The sequence below is a fragment of the Actinoplanes awajinensis subsp. mycoplanecinus genome, assembly GCF_001509495.1.
Lineage (GTDB): Bacteria > Actinomycetota > Actinomycetes > Mycobacteriales > Micromonosporaceae > Actinoplanes > Actinoplanes palleronii.
On the sequence record NZ_LLZH01000040.1, the window covers coordinates 1 to 20,047 of the forward strand.

The 20,047-nt window shown below is 70.7% G+C and carries 21 protein-coding genes; 8 read left to right on the forward strand and 13 right to left on the reverse strand.

Features of this window, described 5'->3' with window-relative positions; all coding sequences use genetic code 11:
- Window positions 1-92: 92 nt before the first annotated feature.
- Both ADL15_RS08690 and ADL15_RS08695 read right to left on the reverse strand, forming a co-directional pair.
- Window positions 93-725 carry a DUF4241 domain-containing protein gene (locus ADL15_RS08690; protein WP_067686867.1) on the reverse strand — a complete coding sequence of 211 codons (633 nt, stop codon included), beginning with the start codon at window positions 723-725 and terminating at the stop codon, window positions 93-95.
- 29 nt (window positions 726-754) lie between these two features.
- Window positions 755-2,464: a hypothetical protein gene (locus ADL15_RS08695; RefSeq protein WP_232343963.1), complete on the reverse strand. Its 1,710-nt coding sequence runs from the start codon at window positions 2,462-2,464 to the stop codon at window positions 755-757.
- A 123-nt stretch (window positions 2,465-2,587) separates the two neighbouring features.
- Here ADL15_RS08695 and ADL15_RS08700 point away from each other — a divergent pair, with 123 nt between their 5' ends.
- Window positions 2,588-3,001 (forward strand): hypothetical protein, encoded by a 414-nt coding sequence (locus ADL15_RS08700; RefSeq protein WP_232343964.1) that lies wholly within the window; start codon window positions 2,588-2,590, stop codon window positions 2,999-3,001.
- 9 nt (window positions 3,002-3,010) lie between these two features.
- Complete coding sequence (locus ADL15_RS08705; protein WP_067686876.1) at window positions 3,011-3,781, forward strand: LLM class F420-dependent oxidoreductase; 771 nt, start codon at window positions 3,011-3,013, stop codon at window positions 3,779-3,781.
- A gap of 51 nt (window positions 3,782-3,832) precedes the next feature.
- Here ADL15_RS08705 and ADL15_RS08710 read toward each other — a convergent pair whose 3' ends face one another.
- The 3 genes from ADL15_RS08710 to ADL15_RS08720 all read right to left on the reverse strand — a co-directional run bounded on the left by ADL15_RS08710 (window position 3,833) and on the right by ADL15_RS08720 (window position 7,377).
- Window positions 3,833-4,813: a carboxypeptidase-like regulatory domain-containing protein gene (locus ADL15_RS08710; RefSeq protein WP_083971019.1), complete on the reverse strand. Its 981-nt coding sequence runs from the start codon at window positions 4,811-4,813 to the stop codon at window positions 3,833-3,835.
- Between the two features lie 112 nt (window positions 4,814-4,925).
- On the reverse strand, window positions 4,926-6,365 hold the full coding sequence (locus ADL15_RS08715; protein WP_067686882.1) for a GntP family permease: 1,440 nt from the start codon (window positions 6,363-6,365) through the stop codon (window positions 4,926-4,928).
- 340 nt (window positions 6,366-6,705) lie between these two features.
- Window positions 6,706-7,377: an SDR family oxidoreductase gene (locus tag ADL15_RS08720; protein WP_067686885.1), complete on the reverse strand. Its 672-nt coding sequence runs from the start codon at window positions 7,375-7,377 to the stop codon at window positions 6,706-6,708.
- A 72-nt stretch (window positions 7,378-7,449) separates the two neighbouring features.
- Here ADL15_RS08720 and ADL15_RS08725 point away from each other — a divergent pair, with 72 nt between their 5' ends.
- Window positions 7,450-7,983: a TetR/AcrR family transcriptional regulator gene (locus ADL15_RS08725; protein ID WP_067686888.1), complete on the forward strand. Its 534-nt coding sequence runs from the start codon at window positions 7,450-7,452 to the stop codon at window positions 7,981-7,983.
- On the opposite strand, the gene ADL15_RS08730 is transcribed toward ADL15_RS08725, so the two are convergent.
- Together ADL15_RS08730 and ADL15_RS08735 are read right to left on the reverse strand one after the other, a co-directional pair.
- Window positions 7,969-8,571 carry an acyl-CoA-like ligand-binding transcription factor gene (locus ADL15_RS08730; protein ID WP_067686891.1) on the reverse strand — a complete coding sequence of 201 codons (603 nt, stop codon included), beginning with the start codon at window positions 8,569-8,571 and terminating at the stop codon, window positions 7,969-7,971. The genes ADL15_RS08725 and ADL15_RS08730 overlap by 15 nt on opposite strands.
- Window positions 8,568-10,079, reverse strand: a complete 1,512-nt coding sequence (locus tag ADL15_RS08735; RefSeq protein WP_067686894.1) for an MFS transporter — start codon at window positions 10,077-10,079, stop codon at window positions 8,568-8,570. Before ADL15_RS08735 ends, ADL15_RS08730 begins: the two co-directional genes overlap by 4 nt.
- A 133-nt stretch (window positions 10,080-10,212) precedes the next feature.
- Between ADL15_RS08735 and ADL15_RS54085 the strand changes: the two genes are divergently transcribed.
- From ADL15_RS54085 to ADL15_RS08745, 3 genes are all read left to right on the forward strand, one after another.
- Complete coding sequence (locus tag ADL15_RS54085; protein ID WP_198170651.1) at window positions 10,213-10,371, forward strand: hypothetical protein; 159 nt, start codon at window positions 10,213-10,215, stop codon at window positions 10,369-10,371.
- Window positions 10,372-10,477: 106 nt separating this feature from the next.
- Window positions 10,478-12,199 (forward strand): hypothetical protein, encoded by a 1,722-nt coding sequence (locus ADL15_RS08740; RefSeq protein WP_067686897.1) that lies wholly within the window; start codon window positions 10,478-10,480, stop codon window positions 12,197-12,199.
- Window positions 12,192-12,521 (forward strand): hypothetical protein, encoded by a 330-nt coding sequence (locus ADL15_RS08745; protein WP_067686899.1) that lies wholly within the window; start codon window positions 12,192-12,194, stop codon window positions 12,519-12,521. The genes ADL15_RS08740 and ADL15_RS08745 overlap by 8 nt, the downstream gene beginning before the upstream one ends.
- An 88-nt stretch (window positions 12,522-12,609) precedes the next feature.
- Here the strand turns inward: ADL15_RS08745 and ADL15_RS08750 are convergent, their stop codons facing one another.
- The 5 genes from ADL15_RS08750 to ADL15_RS08770 form a co-directional block, all read right to left on the reverse strand.
- Window positions 12,610-13,497: a zinc finger Ran-binding domain-containing protein gene (locus tag ADL15_RS08750; RefSeq protein WP_067686901.1), complete on the reverse strand. Its 888-nt coding sequence runs from the start codon at window positions 13,495-13,497 to the stop codon at window positions 12,610-12,612.
- An 89-nt stretch (window positions 13,498-13,586) separates the two neighbouring features.
- Window positions 13,587-15,434, reverse strand: a complete 1,848-nt coding sequence (gene htpG / locus ADL15_RS08755) for a molecular chaperone HtpG (protein WP_157441252.1) — start codon at window positions 15,432-15,434, stop codon at window positions 13,587-13,589.
- Window positions 15,435-15,526: 92 nt separating this feature from the next.
- Window positions 15,527-15,937, reverse strand: a complete 411-nt coding sequence (locus tag ADL15_RS08760; protein WP_067686905.1) for a PNPOx family protein — start codon at window positions 15,935-15,937, stop codon at window positions 15,527-15,529.
- A gap of 145 nt (window positions 15,938-16,082) precedes the next feature.
- On the reverse strand, window positions 16,083-17,432 hold the full coding sequence (locus tag ADL15_RS08765; protein WP_067686908.1) for a nucleobase:cation symporter-2 family protein: 1,350 nt from the start codon (window positions 17,430-17,432) through the stop codon (window positions 16,083-16,085).
- 181 nt (window positions 17,433-17,613) lie between these two features.
- Window positions 17,614-17,883 (reverse strand): hypothetical protein, encoded by a 270-nt coding sequence (locus ADL15_RS08770; RefSeq protein ID WP_067686911.1) that lies wholly within the window; start codon window positions 17,881-17,883, stop codon window positions 17,614-17,616.
- A gap of 190 nt (window positions 17,884-18,073) precedes the next feature.
- Between ADL15_RS08770 and ADL15_RS08775 the strand changes: the two genes are divergently transcribed.
- The gene (locus ADL15_RS08775; RefSeq protein WP_067686914.1) at window positions 18,074-18,433 is read left to right on the forward strand and encodes a hypothetical protein; all 360 of its coding nucleotides are present in this window, start codon (window positions 18,074-18,076) and stop codon (window positions 18,431-18,433) included.
- 203 nt (window positions 18,434-18,636) lie between these two features.
- Here the strand turns inward: ADL15_RS08775 and ADL15_RS08780 are convergent, their stop codons facing one another.
- Window positions 18,637-18,957: a hypothetical protein gene (locus ADL15_RS08780; RefSeq protein WP_067686918.1), complete on the reverse strand. Its 321-nt coding sequence runs from the start codon at window positions 18,955-18,957 to the stop codon at window positions 18,637-18,639.
- A gap of 168 nt (window positions 18,958-19,125) precedes the next feature.
- Here ADL15_RS08780 and ADL15_RS08785 point away from each other — a divergent pair, with 168 nt between their 5' ends.
- On the forward strand, window positions 19,126-20,046 hold the full coding sequence (locus tag ADL15_RS08785; protein ID WP_232343965.1) for an alpha/beta fold hydrolase: 921 nt from the start codon (window positions 19,126-19,128) through the stop codon (window positions 20,044-20,046).
- The last annotated feature ends 1 nt before the right edge of the window (window position 20,047 follow it).

Consider the following 20,047-nt stretch of genomic DNA (forward strand, 5'->3'; position numbering starts at 1 on the left):
TATCTCATGCCCTATCTAGACACGAGACCCAAACCAATGTGAATCACTCGAAACGGCGATATGGACTCCAGAGTGACCCTGACCAGCAAAGGTCAGTAAGGGACGACCAGGAAGTCGGTGACGAAGCAGGCGACGTCGCCGGACTCGGTGAGGCCGACGTAGGTCGGGTAGTAACCGTCGCCCCAGCCGGACTCGACCATGATCAGGTTGGCGCCGGACTTCTCGTCGACGACCTGGGCGAAGTGGCCCGGGACCGGCGCCTCCGGGAAGTCGTCCGGGTCGAAGGCCTCCTCGAAGTCCTCCGAGTCCCAGCGGGCCAGGATCTGCCCCACGGTGATGTCGGCGAAGGCGCCGCCGCCGGTCTCGACCGCGTAGCCGAAGAACTCGCCGTCCTCCAGGTCGGCCGGGTCGTCGCCGTCGACGAGCGCCAGCTCCCAGGTGGCGACCGGCTCGTCGCGGATCGTCAGCTGGACGGCGGCGACCCGGCGCTGCCACTCCCGGTCCTCCTTCTCCAGCACCGCGACCCAGGCGGTCACCGGGTAGGTGCCGGGCGCGACGGTGATCGAGAACGGCTCGTCGTCCTCGTCGGTGATGCCTGGGTCGAAGGCGGCCAGCCGGCCGGTGGGCAGCGAGAGGTCGCCGAGCGGGTGTGCCTCGACGACGTAGGTCACGTCGTCGTGGGCGTAACGGGAACCGGCCTGCAGCAGGCGGTCGAGTTCAGGCATGCGCGCAAGGTACCGGACCGGTACGACACCTACCCGATCTGCACCCACACATCGTCGATCGTTCCGCGGAACTGGTCGCCGCCGACGGTCAGCGGCGCGGTGCTGTCCAGCGCGAGCGTGGCCGGCACCGGGACGGTTTCCTGCAGCACGTCGTCGACGTACAGCGACAGGCCCGGGCCGGTGCGGCGGCACTCCAGGGCGTGCCAGGCGCCGTCGGTGACCGGGATCTTCCCGCGCGCCACGTGGACGGCGTCGATGCCGCAGGCAGGCGTACCGGCCACGACCTGGAGTGCGTACCGGCCGCCGGACAGCAGGGTGGACGTCTCGGGGGCGGCGAGCTGCACGCTCGCGCCGTACCGGAGGGGCCGGGTGCCGGGGGTGAGATCGGGGGTGGCCTCGCTCTGCAGCATCAGCCCCGGGAAACGCAGCGCCTGCCCGGTGCCGTGCGCCACCAGGGTGGGCGCGGCGGCGGTGCCCGGCACGGTACGCAGCGGGTGCCCCCGCCCCGACCCGTCGTCGAAGGTCCCGTCCGCGACGGTCGTGTCGAAGTTGTACGAGGCCACCACGGGTGACGTGACCGGGGCGTCCTTGGTGATCGCCGTCGCCACGCCGAACTCCGCGTACCGCTTGCGCGGCTGCCCGCCGACCGTGGTGAAGTCACCGGCCGCGCTGACCGACGCGAGCTCCGCGCTGGCCGCCAGGGATCGGGTCCCGGCGACACCGTTGGCCTGCGGCGCCCAGTCGAGCAGGTTGCCCTGCTGGTCGACGGCGGCCAGCTTGCCGCGCGGCACCGAGCCGTCCGTGCAGATCCCCTTGACCCCGTTGTTCGTGGTCGTGCAGGCCTTGTCGAAGTGCCCGCCGACGTAGACGGTCCCGCCCAGCACGGTGATCGCCTGCGCGTCACCGTCGAACACCCGGGTCCAGCGGATCGCCCCGGTACGCGTGTACGACACCGCCCGCCCACCCTGCCCGCCGAGCGCCGCGTACACCCCGTCGTCCGCCGCGGCCAGCGCGAACACCTGGGACACCGGCTTCGGCAGGAACGTCGGGTCGAGCACCCCGGTGACCGGGTGCACCGCGGTCAGCCGCAGCGTCGAGCGCGCCCCGTTGGTCCGGTGGAAGCTGCCGCCCAGGTAGATCCGGCCGGCCGTGGCGGCGAGCGCGTGCACGGTGTCGTCGGTGGTCGGCGCCCACGCGTCGAGCGCGCCGGTCGTGGTGCTGAACGCGGCCAGGTTGGTCCGCGGCACCCCGTCCACCGCGGTGATCCGGCCGCCGACGTAGACCCGGCCGTTCCCGGTGGTGAGCGCGTTCGGCTGGCCCAGGACGGTGTGCCGCATCGTGGTCAGCACGCCGTCGGCGGCACGGATCCCGGCGATCGCGTCCCGGGGCTCACCGTTGACCGTGTCGAAGTCGCCGGCCGCGAAGACGGTGTCGCCGTCCACGGCGAGGGCCCGGACGTTGGCGTCGGCGCTGGGCTTCCAGTCGAGCAGGGCGCCGGTACGCGAGTCGAACGCGGCCAGCCGGGTGCGCTCCACCGAGCGGCCGGCGGCGACGGCCTTGGTGAAGTTGCCGCCGACATAGACGGTGCTGCCGCGGTAGGCGACCGCGTAGACCGAGCCGTTGAACGACGGGGAGGTCACCGGACTGGAGGAGACGATCTCGGCGTACGCGGTGCCGCCGACGGCGACGAGGACCGCCGCGATACCTCCGATAAGTGCTTTTCCAGGGAGATTGGCCACGTTGGTAGCTAACTTCCCGACCCGGTAAAGGTGGCGCACGGCGGGCGACTGCCGGTGGGGCGAACTATGCTGCCGCGTACCCGTCATCGAGAAAGGGGAATGCCGATGCGCCACCGCACCGTCATGCCCATCACCATGATCGCTATCGCGGCACTGGCCGCCGGCTGTGAGATCGACATCCCCCCGGAGGCGATCCCGGCGCCGTTCAGCGTCGCGCCGATCCCCTCCGCCTCGGCCGGCCAGCCAAAATACGTCTGCACCGCGGTCTACAAGATCCTCACCGACGGCGCGATCCGGGCCGCCGCCTACGCGACCGGCTCGGGTGACGACGCCCGCGAGGGCCTGCAGAAGACGTTCGCCGACATGGCCGCCCAGGTCACCGCGGCCGGCGCGAAGAGCGACGTGGCCACCCAGCGGGCCGCCGTCGACGAGGTCGCCGCGGCGCTCACCCAGGGCGCCCAGTCCACGGATCCGAAGGCGTTCCTCAACGGGGAGTTCGCCACCGTCGGGCAGAAAATCGACAGCACCTGCCCATAAGCTCGACACATGATCGATAGGCCGGTTCGGATCGGGCTGCAGTTGCAGCCGCAGCACATGGACTACGACACCATCCGCCGGACAGCCTCGGAGGCGGAAGAGGCCGGGGTCGACGTCCTGTTCAACTGGGATCATTTCTACCCGCTGTACGGCGAGCCGGACGGTCCGCACTTCGAGTGCTGGACCATGCTCGCCGCCTGGGCCGAGTCCACCTCCCGGGTGGAGATCGGCGCGCTGGTGTCCTGCAACAGCTACCGCAACCCCGAGCTGCTCGCAGACATGTCCCGCACCATCGACCACATCAGCGCCGGCCGGCTCATCCTGGGCATCGGCTCGGGCTGGTTCGAGCGCGACTACACCGAGTACGGCTACGAGTTCGGCACCGCCGGCGGCCGCCTCGACGACCTGGCCGAGGCGCTGCCCCGGATCGAGTCCCGGCTCGGCAAGCTCAACCCGCCACCGACCCGCAAGATCCCGGTGCTGATCGGTGGCGGCGGCGAGAAGAAGACGCTGCGCCTGGTCGCCAAGCACGCCGACATCTGGCACTCGTTCGCCGACGCGGAGACCCTCGAGCACAAGCTGGGCGTGCTGCGCGGGCACTGCGAGACGATCGGCCGCGACCCGTCCGAGATCGAGGTGTCGGTGGCCGGCAACCCGGAGAGCCGCGACCGGATGCACGAACTCGGCGGCCGGCTCTTCACCCTCGGCGTCGGCGGCCCGAAGCCAGACCTGGGCGAGCTCCGCGAGCTGCTCGCCTGGCGCGACGAACGCAACGCTTAAACCGCGAGACCGCGCATCAGGTGCATCTGATGCGCGGTCCCCCACCGGCGCTCAGCCGATCGTCACGTCCAGTGTCCGGGTGCCGGAGCCGGCCACCCGCACCGGCGCAGTGCGCGCCCAGCCGGAACGACTCTCACCGCCGGCCTGCACGCTCCAGCGGACCTTGATCGATTGCGGACCGGCCAGCGGCATCGCATAGCTCCGGTCCTCGGCCGTGCCGGAATCGGCGACACCGATCTGGTCACCGGTGACCGCGTTCACCGCGGTGAGCCGCCAGCTGTCCACGGCCGCACCGCCGCGCACGGTCACCCCGCCGCGCAACAGACCGCCACGGGCCAGGGTCAGATCGTGCGTGGTGTCCTGCCCCGCCCGGACCCGGACCCGATCGGCCTGGAACCGGTTGCCCACGCCGCCCGACCACTGCCGCGGCAGGACTCCGCCCGAGGTGACGGAGAGCGGCCAGGAGTACGGCCCGAGCACGTCGAGCCGATACCGGCCCTGATCATCAGCGGTCACCGCGCCGAGCGACGGGCCGACGCCGAAACCCCACGCGGTGATCGAGACGTCCGCGGCGGGCACCGGGGCGCCGGCCGGATCGCGGACCACCCCGGTGATCGCGCCGGGCCGGTCGAGCCGCACCGTGGCGGCCTGACTGGTCTGCCCGGCCCGGACCTGGATCCGGGCGGCATCGCGCTGGTCGCCGGTGCCACCGTTCGCACCGGCCCACTGGTAGCCGTATCCGGTGGGAGTGAAGACGAACATCTGGTAGGTGCCGGCCTGAACCCGGCCGGTGGTCACCCGGCCCTGCTGGTCGGTGACGTCGCCGCAACCGTCCGGCAGGCCACCCTGCCCGGGCTGCACCAGCACGACGCAGGCGTCGGCCACCGGATTCCCGGTGGCGCGGTTGACGACGGTCACGGCGACCCGGCCGCCCGGCGCGGTGCCGGCCTGAACCGGTGCGCCGAGGCCGACGGCGGACAGCGCGGTGGCCGCGAGCACGGCACCGGCGCGTAAACCACGTTGACAGGTCATTTCACAAGCCCCCGTTCCTGTTGTTGGCCAGGAGCGTATGCAGGGCAGAACCCGGCAAAGCGTCCATGAACCGACCCGGATCGGGTCGGTTCATGGACGAAACAGAACGGGCTCAGACCACCAGGCTGAGCAGCATCACGCACGCGAAGCCGACCACCGAGATGATCGTCTCCATCACCGACCAGGTCTTGATGGTCTGCCCGACGGTCATCCCGAAGTACTCCTTGACCAGCCAGAACCCGGCGTCGTTGACGTGCGAGAAGAACAGCGAGCCGGAGCCGATCGCCAGTACCAGCAGGGAGAGCTCGGGCTTGTCCAGGGTCGCGGCGAGCGGCGTGACGATGCCCGCGGCGGTGATCGTGGCGACCGTGGCCGAGCCGGTCGCCACCCGGATCCCGACCGCGACCAGGAAGCCCAGCACCAGCGCGTTGAGGTTCGCGTCCCGGGCCGCGTCGGCGATCACGTTGCCCACCCCGCTGTCCACCAGCACCTGCTTGAAGCCACCACCGGCGGCCACGATCAGCAGGATCCCGGCGATCGGGGGCAGCGCGCCGCCGACGATCGAGGACGTCTCCCGGCGGTCGAAACCGGCCCGGTAGGCGAGCGACCACATCGCGACCAGCACGCCGAAGAGCAGCGCCACGACCGGCGTGCCGAGCACCTCGACCGCGGAGCGGAACCCGTTGCCCTCGGGCAGGGTGAGCTCGGCGACGGCCCGGCCCAGCATCAGCACGATCGGCAGCAGCACGGTGAGGATCGCGGGCCAGAAGCCCGGGTTGCGGCGACGCCCCTCGGCGCGGTCCGGCGTCCCGTCGGCGTCCAGGTCCTGCGGGTCGCCGTGGCCGCCGGCCGCGCGGTCCGCGTCGGCGTCCGGGACCTGCCCGCCGCCGGAGCCGACCAGGGCCGGGACCGCCAGGGGCACCCGCGGCGCGATGAAGTTGGCGAAGACCGGTCCGGCCACGATCACCGTCGGGATCGCGCAGATCAGCCCGAACATCAGCGTCAGCCCGAGGTCGGCGTGCAGGCTGTCGATCGCGACCAGCGGTCCCGGGTGCGGCGGCACGAGCCCGTGCAGCACCGACAGCCCGGCCAGCGCCGGGATGCCGATCCGGAGCAGACCCACGTCGGTACGCCGGGCCACCAGCACCACGATCGGCACCAGCAGCACCACGCCGATCTCGAAGAACAGCGGCAGCCCGACCAGCGCCGCGACCCCGGCCATCGCCCAGGGCAGCGCCGAACCGGACACTCTCGTCACGATCCGTTGCACGATGCCGTCCGCGCCGCCGGTCTCGGTCAGCAGCGCCCCGATCATCGAACCGAGCGCGATCAGCACACCGACGCTGCCGACCGTGTTGCCCAGCCCGCTGGTGAACGAAGTGACGATCTTGGCGGGTGCGGCGCCGGCCACCAGGCCCAGCACGCCGGTCCCGATGATCAGGGCGAGGAACGGATGCCACTTGGCCCAGGCGATCAGCACGACCACGGCCGCGATACCGAGCACCGCGGCGACGATCAGCTGGCCGGTTCCGGCATCGGTGATGGTCGACATGACGCGCCGTTACCCATCCGGAGAATGTTTCACTCCTGGTTCCGGCCGCCAGATCAACATCAACCCCATTTGGTACGAATACGGAGCGCCCGTCCGCAGGCTACGAGCCACGCCCCGTGGTGGTCTCGCGCGACGTCCGCGCCGCGAGCCGACCGCGGCGCGCCGCACCGGCGCCGGCTGGCTCCCAGGGGTGTCTCCAGGGGTGCGAAGCACCCCTGGAGACCAGCCGGAACGGGGACGCGCGCCACGGCCGGGAGCGGGCACGGTGTCGCGTGAGACCACGAGGAACCTGGCTCGTGGCCTGCGGATGGGCGCTCCCCGTCGTACCGGAAAGGGATTTTCAGGCGGAGAGGCCGGCCTTGACCGTGCGGGACAGGTCGTCGGCCAGCACCTCCGGGGCACCCGCCGCGACCGCTTCGAGAGCGAGCTTGGCGACCAGCGCCGGGTCGACCTTCTGGTCGGCGGGGACCGAGGCGGCCATGTCGGTGTCCATGTAGCCGACGTGCAGGCCGGTGACCACGATGCCCTTCGGCGCGAGCTCCTCGCGGGTGGCGTTGGTGAGGGCCCAGGCCGCCGCCTTCGTCGCGGAGTACGCCCCGAGCGCTGCCGGGTGGAACCAGGACAGCACCGAGAGCACGTTGAGGATCGCTCCCCCGCCGTTCGCCTCGAGCACCGGCGCGAAGGCGCGGGTGGCGCCGAGCACGCCGAAGTAGTTGGTCTCCAGCTCGGCGCGGATCAGGTCGAGATCGCCGCCGACCAGCGTCTGCCCGGTCGCGGCGCCGGCGTTGTTGATCAGCAGGGTGGCGTCGGCGGCCGTCACGGCGGCGGCGGCGATCGAGGCGGGGTCGGTGACGTCGAGGCGCAACGGGATCGCGCCGGGCACGTCGACGGTCTCCGGGTTGCGGGCCGCAGCGTAGACCTTGGCGCCGCGGGCGATCAGCTGGGTGGCGAGGTGACGGCCGAAACCGCGGTTGGCTCCGGTGACGACGGCGACGGCGTTGGTGAGTTCCATGCGACTTAGATTACGAGCATCATCTAAAGCTCGCAAGGTAATAGATGACACACGTCATCTATAGTGGCGGCCATGGCACGGGTATCGCAGGCACAGGCCCGGGAGAACCGGGAACGGATCGTCGCGACGGCGGCCCGGCTCTTCCGCGAGCGGGGTGTCGCCGGGGTCAGCGTCGCCGACGTGAGCGCCGCGGCGGGGCTGACCCACGGCGGCTTCTACAAGCAGTTCGCCTCGAAGGACGCGCTCGTCGACGAGGCGATCGGGTACGCCTTCCAGCAGCAGGCCGCCCGGCTGGGCGACAGCGCCGGGCTCCCGGCGTTCCTGGACACCTACCTGTCCACCGGGCATCGGGACGACCCCGGCCCGGGTTGCCCCACCGCCGGTTTCGCCGGCGATGTCGCCCGGGCGGCGGGCGGCCCGGCGGCCCGGCAGACCTACGCCGACGGGGTGGCGGCCTACGCCCGGATGCTCGGCACGGACGGCGAGCCGGACCTGGCCGCGGTGAGCATGCTGGTCGGCGCGCTGATGCTGTCCCGCGCGACGGCCGGCACCGAGATCTCCGAGCAGCTGCTGACCGCCGCCCGGGACCGGCTACGCGAGGGGTAGCCCCCGCTGGAGCAGGTCGAGCCCGTCGAGCAGCCGGGCGAAGTCCTCGGTCTGGATGGACGCCTCGCCGGTCATCCGGCCGGGTGGCATGACCGCCATCACCACCCCGGTGACGGCGCCGCTCATCGCCCGGATCCGGATGTCGTCGGCGGCCAGGCCGGTCCGCTCGGCGAGCACCACGGTGATCATGTCGATGGCCTCGCCGAGCTGGTGCATGGCCCGCACCCGCAGCTCCGGGACCTCGGACATCAGGCGCTGACGGCGGCGCTCGTCCTCCCAGATCTGCGGGGTGAAGGTCTCGAACACCTCGCGCATCCCGCGCTTGATCGCCTCGATCGGCGGCACGTCCGGCGGCTGGCGGCGGACCGCGGCGAGGATCACCGGGTCGTAGTCGTCGACCAGGATGACGTCCTCCTTGGTCGGGAAGTACCGGAAGAACGTGCTCGGCGAGACCTCGGCCGCCTCCGCGATCTGGTCCACGGTGGTCGACGCGTACCCCTGCTCCTCGAACAACCGCATCGCGTGCTCGCGGATGGCGGCCCTCGTCTTCGCCTTCTTGCGTTCGCGCAGGCCCGGGGTCGCTGTCATACCCCCGATTCTGCCAGCACGACCGGCGCCGGACCGTCTGCCGGGCGCCGGGTGTGCCGGGGCAGGATCAGCACCAGCAGCACGCCGGCCGCGGCGACCGCCCCGGTGGTGACCAGCGCGACGTCCAGACCGTGGGTGAACGCCTGGCGCACCGTGTCGAGCATCCCGGGGTCACCGGAGCTCTTGGCGATCGCGACGCCGGCGGCCGCGCTGTCCCGGGCCGCGTCCGGCAGGCCGGCCGCGTCGATCCGGTCCCGATACCCGGAGTTGAGCACGGTGCCCAGCACGGCGACCCCGATCGCGCTGCCGACCTGGCGCATCGCCTGGATCAGGCCGTTGCCGACGCCGCTGCGCTCCGGGGTGAGCGCGCCGAGGGCGGCGTTCATGGCCGGCGGCATGGTGAAGCCGAGCCCGACGCCGGCCGCCGTGATCCAGGCGGCGACGTAGCCGTAGCCGGTGTCCGCGCCGGTCCGGGCGCCGGCCAGCAACGCGCCGGCGATCAGGATCAGGCCGGCGCCGACCACCACCCGTGCGCCGAGCCGGGCGACCAGTTTGTCGGCGGTGCGGGCGCCGACCAGCAGGCCGCCGATCACCGGGAGCAGCCGCAGGCCAGTGCCGAGCGCGTCCTGGCCGCCGACCGCCTGGAACAGCTGCGGCAACGCGAAGAGCAGGCCGAAGAACGCGAAGCTGGCGATCGTGGAGAGCAGCGCGCCGCCGGTGAAGCCGCGCGAGCGGAACAGGTCGAGGTCGATCAGGGGCGCGGCCGCCCGTCGCTGCCAGACCGCGAGGGCGACGAGGGCGACGACACCGCCGACGATGGTCCCGGCCGCTCGCGGGTCACCGAGGCCCTTCTCACCGGCTTCGATGATCCCGTACGTCACGGCGACCAGTCCCGTCGCGGAGAGCAGCACGCCCGGCAGGTCCAGCCGGCGGCCCCGGTCGCCGTGTGACTCGGGCACCCAGGCGGTGACCGCGAGCAGCCCGAAGGCCACGATCGGCAGGTTGATCAGGAAGACCGAGCCCCACCAGAAGTTGTCGAGCATCCAGCCGCCCAGCAGCGGGCCGAGCGGGATGCCGAGCGCGTTCGCGGTGACCCAGATGGAGAGCGCTTTCGGCCGGGTCTGCTCGTCGAAGACCACGGTGAGGACCGCGCCGATCAACGCCATGATCACCGCGGAGGCGAGGCCGAGCACGGCCCGGGCCACGATCAGCTGACCGGTGCTGGTGGCGTAGGCGCAGGCGACCGACGCGGCGCCGAACATCGCGAGCGCGCCGATCAGGAACTTCTTGCGGCCGTACCGGTCGCCGAGCATCCCGGCCGGCAGCAGCGTGGCGGCCAGCACCAGCAGGTACGAGTTGGTGAACCACTGCAGGTCACCGGTGGAGGCGTCGAGGTCGTGGGCGAGCGTGGGCAGCGCGACGCTGAGCACCGTGCCGTCCAGGCCGACCGCGAGGGTGCAGAACGCCAATGCGGCGAGCGCGAGCCAGCGCGCTTTGGTAGTAGCCATGAAATGAATGTAACTGTCAAAATCTAGTTGCTTCCAGTTTCCTCAGTCTCCTCTCAGGTTCTGGCGTGCCTTCCCTACAGTTCTCCCTGACCGTGTGAGGATCTTGGATGGCGCTGTGGGGGTGGGGAGAACCATGAAGAAGGTGCTCAGCTGGGTTCTGCTGTTCTTGCTGGTCTTCTGGATCGGCACGAACCCGGGGCCGGCCGCCGACGTGGCCCGGGGCATCGGCGACGGGGTCTCCGAGATCTTCACGAACATCGGCACGTTCTTCGTGGACCTGGCCAACGGCTGAACGGCCCGGCCATCCCCGTCGAGTAGTCCATTGACGACTGCTCGTGATCACGCCTACCGTCGTCCGATCAGGATCTCCGCGCTCCGCCGACTCCGGATCGACGCCGATGACAACCGTGCACCAGCGTGAGGCCCACGACGCCCCGCTCTCCATGCCCTCCTACACCTCGGCCGGCACCCGCCTCAGCAACACCACGCGCTATCTCTGCACCGCCGCGTTCCTGGTCCCGGGCTTCGCCGACACCGTCGTCGACACGCTGATCGGCGACATGCGCCGGTCGGTGCCGCCGTCGCACGGCTTCGACCTCGACCCGATCGTGCGGCAGTGCTTCCGGGTCCGCCGCCGGCAGGCCGCGCAGCACGCGATCGGCACCGTGCTGCTGCTGGTCGCGGCATATCTGAGCATCGTCACCGTGCTCGGCGTCGCGGCCCTCGGCGCGCTGGTCGCGTTCGCCCGCTCGACGACGCTCCGCGAGCTGCTCGAACGCTTCCGCCTCCCCTCACTGCGCTGGATCCTGGCCTGGGCCCTGGCGCTGTTCGGCGGCTGGGTGGTCTACGGGCTGTGGCAGCTGATCGACGAGGAGGTCCCGTCGGACTACACCGACACCGCGGCCGACGCCGCCGGGAACCACCCGTGGCTGGCCCTGGCCGTCCTGCTCGGCATCGCCGGGATGCTGTACGCGTTCCGCCGCGAGGACTACCGGATCGTCACGGCCGAGTTCGCGCCCGGCGCGGCGCCCCGGCGTCTCCGGCTGCGCGACACCCTGATCGAGGACCGGCTGGCCCTGATCGCGGCCGCCCAGCGGGGCAACGTGGTGGTGCACCACGACAACCCGTTCCTCGGCTGCGGCCGGGTCCGGCAGGGCTGGTCGCTCAGCCTGACCCTGCGGCCGCGCACCCCGGACGGGAACCGCCCGGAGGAGCCGGTGGCGATCGACGCGGTGGCCCTGAACCAGCGGATCAAGAAGGCCATCGAGTCGATGCGGGCCGACTGGCTCGACGAGGGGCAGCGGGTCGCCGGGCTGTCCGTCCGGTCGTACGTGGTGGCCGACGGGGTCCGCGACGAGCACGATCCGGTGCTCGACCCGGTGAGCGGGATGCCGTACACGATGGCCGACGACGCCACCGTGGACGCGATCGTGGCGAACCCGCAGGGCGGCCTGCGGCAGTACCTCCGCGTGGTCATCCCGGTCCGCGGCAAGGCCATCCGGGACCAGCACGACGACGTCATCCTCGGCGCGCAGGCGCTGGGCATCTCGGTCAGCGCGTTCGTGCACGTGGCGGTCGAGGGCGGGATGCTCTACGCCGAGTTCATCGGCACCGTGCTGCCGCCGCTGCGCCCGGAGTGCCTGCTCGCCGACAGCCTGCGCCCGGAGAAGGCCGCCTCGTACGCCCTCGGCAGCACCCTGCGCACCGCGATCGTGGACGTGGTCGCCGGCCCGCTGCGCCTGGCACAGGCCGCCGACCGGGCGATCCGGTTGCGCCTGGCGATGAGCCGGTCGGTCGCCGCGTCGACCGAGTTCCGCACCCACGACTACGGCGCCCGGGTCAGCGTCCGCGACCTGGCATCCGACCGGGTGCCGCAGAGCTATCTGCAGAAGCTCGACGGGGTCAAGTACGTGAAGCTGGTCGACCGGATCGTCGGCGAGGCGATCATCGACTTCCTGGTGGAGGCGGGTGTCGACCCGCTCGAGTTCCGCCAGGCGGTCAACCAGATCACCATGAACAACAGCAGCCTGGTCCAGGTCGGCACGGTCCTGGGCGGGCAGAACAACTTCGGCGGCTCCGGCAACGTCTTCACCAGCAGCGGAGGATCGGCCCATGCCTGACGCGAACAACTTCCGGATCGGCAGCATCAGCGGCGGCCAGAACAATCTGGGCGGCGACGGCAACGTCTTCAACCAGCAGAACAACGGTCTCGACGCGGCGCAGGTGGGCGCGCTGCTCGGCCGGGTCCGGGCGAACCTGGCCGACTTCGCCGACCCGGAGGCGGCCGCGCGGACGCTGACCGAGCTGGAGAAGGCGCGGCCGGCCGAGCTGGCCCAGCCCGGCCGGATCCGCAGCATGCTCGACGACCTGGTCCGCTATGCCGCGCCGGGCACCGAGGCACTCGCCGCACTGACCGCGCTGGTCACCGCCCTCAACGGGTGAGCGGCCGACCCGGCCGCCCGGCGTCCGCGCGACCGCTCGGCCGCTCGGCCGCTCGGCGGCCGAAAGCCCGGCGGCCCAAAGCCCGGCGCTAGATCCCGTCCCGCTCCCGCGCCGGCAGGCCGAGACCCACGGCGACCGGATTCCACAGGCTCAGGAATTGTTTTTTCGCGGCGCCGGCGGATGTCGACTCGGCATCCCCGGCGATGCGATGAGCCTCAGCCTTCGCCGTTTTCCGGCAGCCGTTCCCCTGCCTTTCCTGCGCCCATTTCACATAATGCCGGTCGGCGGCCAGCGAATGCGAGAACGCCGTGTCCAGCGTGCTGCGGATCTGTTCACCGTTCGTCAGCGCGGACAGGTCGAGACCGTTCAGCGCGGCCCGCTCGGCGCCGCGCTCCGTGCCGACCTCCTGCAACCGCTCGATCGCTCCGGCCAGGTCGCCGCACGAGAAGACCACGTCGTTCGCCTCGACCAGCTTGAGCCGGCTCTGCCCGCTCTGGTCGAGCAGCTGATCCACGGCCGCGCCCTGCACCGCGGGGTCCACGGTGGGCGACGGGGACGGCGACGAGATCTCCGAGGGCGGCAGGCTCGCCGGCGGTTCGGCAAAAGTGCTGCTGGCGACGGGTCCGGGATCGACGGCCTGCTTCTCGTCGCGGTGCAGCGCCAGCGCGACTCCCCCGGCCGCACCGGCCAGCGCCAGCACCGCGACCCCGATCAGCACCGGACGGGTCAGCGGCCGCGACGGCGCGGGCGGCGGGCCGGGCACGACGACCCGGGTCGCGTCCCGGTCGTAGCCGTAGTCGTAGTCGTCATCGTCGTCGTCGCGCGGCGCGGGGGCCGGCGCCGGGCGGGGGCGCGGCACCGCCACCGGCTGCGGCGCGGAAATGACGGTGGCGCCGGAATCGCGCAGCGGGTGCTCACAATTGTCGCAGTATTCCAGCGACGGATCGTTGTCCAGACCGCAGGCTTCGCACCTCATTCACCGAGGATAGCGACATCGATCGTGATCATAAACAGAAAAGCGGCCCCGGAAGAGATCCAGGGCCGCTTTCACCATTTTTCAGACGATCAGACGGTACGAGCCAGCCGGTCGGCGAGCAGCTTCGCGAACCGGGCCGGGTCCTCCAGGTCGCCACCCTCGGCGAGCAGGGCCGTGCCGTAGAGCAGCTCGGCCGTCTCCGGCAGCGCCGGGTCCTCGGCGCCGCGCTCGTGCGCCGACCGCAGCCCGGCGACCAGCGCGTGGTTCGGGTTGAGCTCGAGGATCCGCTTCACCCGCGGGCCGTCCTGACCCATCGCCCGGTACATCTTCTCCAGTGCCGGGGTGATGTCGTCGGAGTCGCTCACCAGGCAGGCCGCCGAGGTGGTCAGCCGGTGCGACAGGCGCACCTCCTTGACCTGCTCGTCCAGCTTCTCCTTGAGGAAGCCGAGCAGCGGCGCGAAGTCACCCTCGGGCTCCTTCTCCTCCGCGTCGTCCTTCTTCAGGTCGACCGAGCCGCGGGCGATCGAGCGCAGCTTCTTGCCGTCGAAGTCCGGCACCGCGTCGACCCAGATCTCGTCGACCGGGTCGGTGAGGATCAGCACCTCGTAGCCCTGCGCCTGGAACGCCTCCATGTGCGGGGAGTTCACCACCTGGGACCGGGACTCGCCGGTCAGGTAGTAGATCTCCTCCTGGTCCTCCTTCATCCGCTCCACGTAGGCGGCGAGGGTGGTCGGCTCGTCCTGGGCGGTGGTGCCGAAGGACGCGATCTCCAGGATCGGCTTGTGGTTGTCCGGGTCGTTGAGCAGGCCCTCCTTGACGGCCCGGCCGAACTCCCGCCAGAACGTCGCGTACTTCTCCGGGTTGCTGCTCATCAGGTCCTTGATGGTGGACAGGACCTTCTTGATCAGCCGGCGCCGGATCATCTGGATGTGCCGGTCCTGCTGCAGGATCTCCCGGGAGATGTTCAGCGACAGGTCGGCGGCGTCCACCACGCCCTTGACGAACCGCAGGTAGTCCGGGATCAGCTCCTTGCTGTCGTCCATGATGAAGACGCGCTTGACGTAGAGCTGCAGCCCGCGGCGGGCGTCCCGCTGGAACAGGTCGTGCGGCGCCCGGGACGGGATGAAGAGCAGGGCCTCGTACTCGAACGTGCCCTCCGCCTTCATGTTGATGATCTCGAGCGGCTCGGACCAGTCGTGGCTGATGTGCTTGTAGAACTCGTGGTACTCCTCGTCGGTGACCTCGCTGCGCGGGCGCGCCCAGAGCGCCTTCATCGAGTTCAGCGCCTCGTCCCCCATCCGGATGGGGAAGGAGATGAAGTCCGAGTACCGCTTGACGATCTCCTTGATCCGCCACTCGTCGGCGTAGTCGTAGAGCGCGTCCTCCTCGTCCTTCGGCCGCAGTTGCAGCGTGACCGTGGTGCCGACCGGCGCGTCCGGCTCGTCCTCGATCGTGTAGGTGCCCTCGCCCGCCGACTCCCAGCGCGTGCCGTGCCCCTCGGTCCCGGCCTTGTGGGTCACCAGGGTGACCTTGTCGGCGACCATGAACGTCGAGTAGAAGCCGACACCGAACTGACCGATCAGCTCCGCGTCGCCCTTCGCCTCGTTCGCTTCCTTGAGCTTGGCCAGCAGATCCGCGGTCCCGGACTTGGCGATCGTCCCGATCAGCGCCACGACCTCCTCGCGGGTCATGCCGATGCCGTTGTCCCGGACGATCAGCGTCCGCGCCTCGGTGTCCGCCTCGATCTGGATGTGCAGATCGGAGGTGTCCGCCTCCAGGCCGTCCTGCAGCTTGGCCAGGCGCAGCTTGTCCAGCGCGTCGGACGCGTTCGAGATCAGCTCGCGCAGGAAGATGTCCTTGTTCGAGTAGATCGAGTGGACCATCAGCTGCAACAACTGGCGCGCCTCGGCCTGGAACTCCAACGTCTCCATCGTCACCCGTTTCCGTCCTTGTCCGGCGTTACAGGCCGATGGTATGACGCCACGATCCGCCGCCGGTCACCACCACGGCCCAAGGCGTTTTTTAAAAATCAAAGACCCTTTTCCGGTACGACGTGAAGGCGCCGGAAGTCCCGCCGCCGGGCCAGCCGCAGGACGAGCGCCGCCGGGTGACCGAAAGCGGCCAGTCCGGCGCTGGGCGGGACCGGCTCGACCCGGCCGATCGGGTAGGTGACGCCCCGGTGCAGCACGGTGCAGCCCCCGGCCGCGAGCGTGTTGCGCAGCCACGCGACGTCGGGGCCGTAGGTCAGCTCGGCGAGGAAGTCCGGCCCCACCCGCACCAGCAGCATCGGCGTCTCGTACTGGGCGCCGGTCCGGCGGCCGGTGTGCCGGACCAGGGAGAGCGGGCCCCAGCCGCGGCGCACCACCGCCACCGCGACCGGGTTGACCGTTGCCTTCAACAGCCGGAACCAGCCCCGCCTGATCGTGGAACCCGCCGTCATGGCACTCATCCCACCACGGGGTTTCCGGGGTGACCGCGCCCACCCACGGACATCGCCCCGGAGGGCTTCGCGTCATGGACGCGCCAGCGGCCAGCGAAGCCCGCAGGGGTCCCGGCGGGAGCGACGATCCGGCGGACGCACGACATCATGAATTTGATCTTGCTTTTTCCTCCTCGGACACCGCCGGCGTCTTCCGTCCGGTGCCGTTGAACAGCAGGTTCAGCAGGAAGACGACGATCACCGTTGTGGTGATGCTGCTGCCGAAGATGATCTGCAGTTCGTCGGGCATCTTCTCGTAGAAGTTCGGCGCGACCACCGGGATCATGCCGACGCCCAGCGAGACCGCGATGATCAGCAAGTTCTGGGTGCCGTCGAACTCGACGCGGCGCAGGCTGCGGATTCCGACCGCGGTGACGGTGGCGAACATGACCAGGGCGGCGGCGCCGATCACCGGGCCGGGCACCGCCGCGATGATCTCGCCGAGCTTGGGGATCAGGCCGAGCGCGACCAGGATGACGCCGGCCGCGGTGACCACGAAGCGGCTGCGCACCCGGGTCACCTGCACCAATCCGACGTTCTGGGCGAACGCCGTGTCCAGGAACGAGTTGAAGACACCGGCCAGCACACCGGAGAGGCCGTCGGCGGCGAGCCCGCGGGCGATGTCATTCTCGGTCGGCGGCTTCTCGACCGCCTCGCCGACAGCGATCATGTCGGCGGTCGACTCCACGAAGATCACCAGCATCACGATGCACATCGAGACGATCGCGGCGGCCTGGAACTCGGGGGCGCCGAAGTAGAACGGCCGGGCCAGCCCGAACCAGTCCGCGTCGCCGACCCCGGAGAAGTCGACAAGGCCCATGAAGGACGCCGCGACGATGCCCGCGACCAGGCCGATCAGCACCGAGAGCGACGCGAGGAACCCGGTGGTGAAGCGGTTGAGCAGGATGATCAGCAAGACGATCGCGCCGGCCAGCGCGAGGTGGCTGAGCGAGCCGTAGCCCGGCGCGTCCTCGTTGTTGCCGGCGATGAGACCGGCTCCCGCGTCGATCAGCGACAGCCCGATGATGGTGATCACCGTGCCGGTGACCAGCGGCGGGAACAGGTGGATGACCTTCGCGAACGGCTTGGCGATCAGCAACCCGAAGACGCCGGAGACCAGGATCGCGCCGTAGACGGCGGGCATACCGTACTTCGCGCCGATCAGGATCATCGGGTTCAGCGCGGTGAAGGTGGCGCCGGCGACCACCGGCAGGCGCACTCCGAAGATCTTCCAGATCCCGAAGCTCTGCACCACGGTGATCACACCGGCCACGAACAGATCCGCATTGACCAGGATCGCGATGGTGCTGCCGTCGAGCTTGAGCGCGCCGCCGACGATCAGCGGTACGGCGACGCAGCCGGCGTACATGACGAGCACGTGCTGCAGCCCGAGCACGGCGAGCCGGCCGAACGGGAGCATCTGGTCGACCGGGTGCTTCTCGACCTCTGTGGACATGCGAAACCCTTCCAGCTGGAAGAAACGTTTCGCGGATTCTCGGCATCGATTGTTTTCAGCAGAGGTCGGCGCGTTGCGGCCCGGTGAATTATTGGTATACCAGTAGCCCGGCAAGCCCTGGGCGGCCCTTACCTCAGCCCGGAGCGGCCCTGACCTCAGCCCTGGGCGGCCCCGGCCCGGCTCAGCAGCCCGGTCCGGCGGCCACGCCCTTGACGATCCGGTAGCGGGAGATGTCGCCCTTCACGTATGGCCGGAGCTGGGCGACCGATGTCGGGTCGGTGCCGTTCACGGCGATGAACCCGACGATCGCGGTGTCCACCGTCCGGCACGTGGCGCGGTCCGCCACGATCCTCGCCTGAGCCTCCAGCTTCTGCGGATTTAACGCAGAGTAAGAAGCGCCGGAAATACCCAGCGTCACTGCACATACCGTTGCCATCTCAATCAAACGCACGTCAGCAGGCTAATGATCATCACACCGGGTAGCCAACGGCCCGTTCGGCCACGATCGCCGGTACGGACAGCAACGCAGCGCGCCGGTGTGCCAATCCGGAGGAATGAATACTCGTGAGGGTTTACGCAACACCTGCCGGTTTTATACCGTGATTACTCGCAGCAACGGTTTGATAGCGCTGGAGGATCCCATGCGTCGTGCCGCTGTCGTTCTCGCCCTCGTCGTCGCCGGTCTGTGGATCGCGTCGCCGGCCCAGGCGTTCGCCCACAACAACGTCCACAACACCTACCTGCACGCCGTGCTCGACGGTCTGACCCTGCTGGTCGCGTCGGCCCCGGTGTGGACCGCGATGCTGTGGAGCGGCGGCCGCAAGTGGCTGCTGGCGGCACTGATCGCGGTGGTGCAGATCCCGGTCGCGGTGATCGGCTTCGTGCCGATCGTGAACCCGTACCTGCACTTGACGCTCTTCGTCCTGGCGATCGCCCTGACCGCGCTCTCCCTGCGCCTCGTCCGCAACCAGGCGCGGGCCGTAGCCCCCGCCCACCGGTAGCCGGCCGGCGCGCTCACCGCGAGGCGCGGCATCCACCCCGCCTCGCGGCCGCCTGGCGGCACACACCGCCCGCCGCCAGGCACGGCACCCGCCGCTCCGCACCGCCAGCGCCGCCGGCGGCGGCATCAGTCGCTCCGCCGCCAGGGGTGTCAGTGGCTCCGCTGCCGCCGGGGGCGTCAGTCGCTCCGCCGCTGGCGGCGGTGTCAGTGGTGGAGGGCGCGGATCCAGTTGCCGGTGGAGGCCCGGACGGCCAGGCCGACCACGGCCGGGCCCTCTCTGATCAGCTCGACCTGCGGGCAGCCCGCGACGGCCGGGTGCCAGCCACCCGCCCGGTCCCGGACGGCGTTGTGCCGGCAGTGCTCCTCGTCGACATATCCCCAGGCGAGCAGCAGTTCCTGGTCGCCGAGCGAGTACCGGCCGACGCTCGCGACCCGGTCACCCTCCGGGCGGCGGAAGAACTCGGCCCGGAGCCCCGGTACCGTCATCCCTTCGAAGGACGCGTCGTCCTCGGTCCGATGCGGCACAAATTCCGACAATTCGGGTAGATCCACTAGCGCAGTCAAACACAGCCGGTGGCCTGAGCTGGGGAAGGCGGCGCTTCCGGACCCGGATCGCCGATCGGCCCGGCTGACGCGAAACCAACTCACCTTGATCTCGTCATCCGTTGTGATCCGGTTTTAACCTGACTGTCGGTGAGCGCCGCCACAATGGGCCTCGTGGTGACCGAGACGATGATGCCGGTCAACGGCATCCAGGTGTGCCTGGAGACCTTCGGCGAACGTACCGAGCCTCCTCTCCTGCTTCTCGCCGGAGAGGCCAGCTCGATGGACTGGTGGGACGACGAGTTCTGCCGCCGGCTGGCCGCCGGCGGCCGGTTCGTCATCCGGTACGACCATCGCGACACCGGCCGCTCCACCGCGTTCCCAGCCGGGACCACGTACTCGGGTGTGGACCTGATGAACGACGCACTCGGCGTGCTGGACGCGCTCGGTGTGCCGGCCGCCCATCTGGTCGGCCTGTCGCTCGGCGGCGCGCTGGCCCAGCGGATCGCGGTCGAGCATCCGCACCGGGTGCTCACCCTGACCCTGATCGCCACCAGCGCGGGTCTGGGCCCGGACGCCATGCCGGTGCTGGCCGGGGTCGGCGCCGTCGCGGTCCGCACCGTGCCCGCCACCGAGGTCCGGGTCCGCACCGCCACCGACGAGGTCGACTGGTCGAACCGCCGGTCCGCGGTCGCCGGGATCATCGCCGAGGTCCGCGCCCGTGGTGGCCCGTTCACCCCGGACGAGCCGCAGCTGCGCCGGCTCGCCGAGCGGGTCTACGACCGCTCGGCCGACCTGGCCGCCGCCCGCCTCAACCACCGCTGTGCCGGTTACGGCCCCCCGGTCCGCGACCGGCTCGCCGCCATCGACGTGCCGACGCTGATCCTGCACGGCACGCTCGACCAGCGGTTCCCGTCCGAGCATCCGCGCGAGCTGGCCCGGGTCATCCCCGGTTCCCGGCTGGTCTGGCTGGAGGGCGTCGGCCACGAGGTCCCGCCCCGCGCCGTCTGGGCCCAGGTCCTCACCGAAATCCTCGGCGAACCCGCCGAACCCTTGTCCCCCGCCCCCTGAC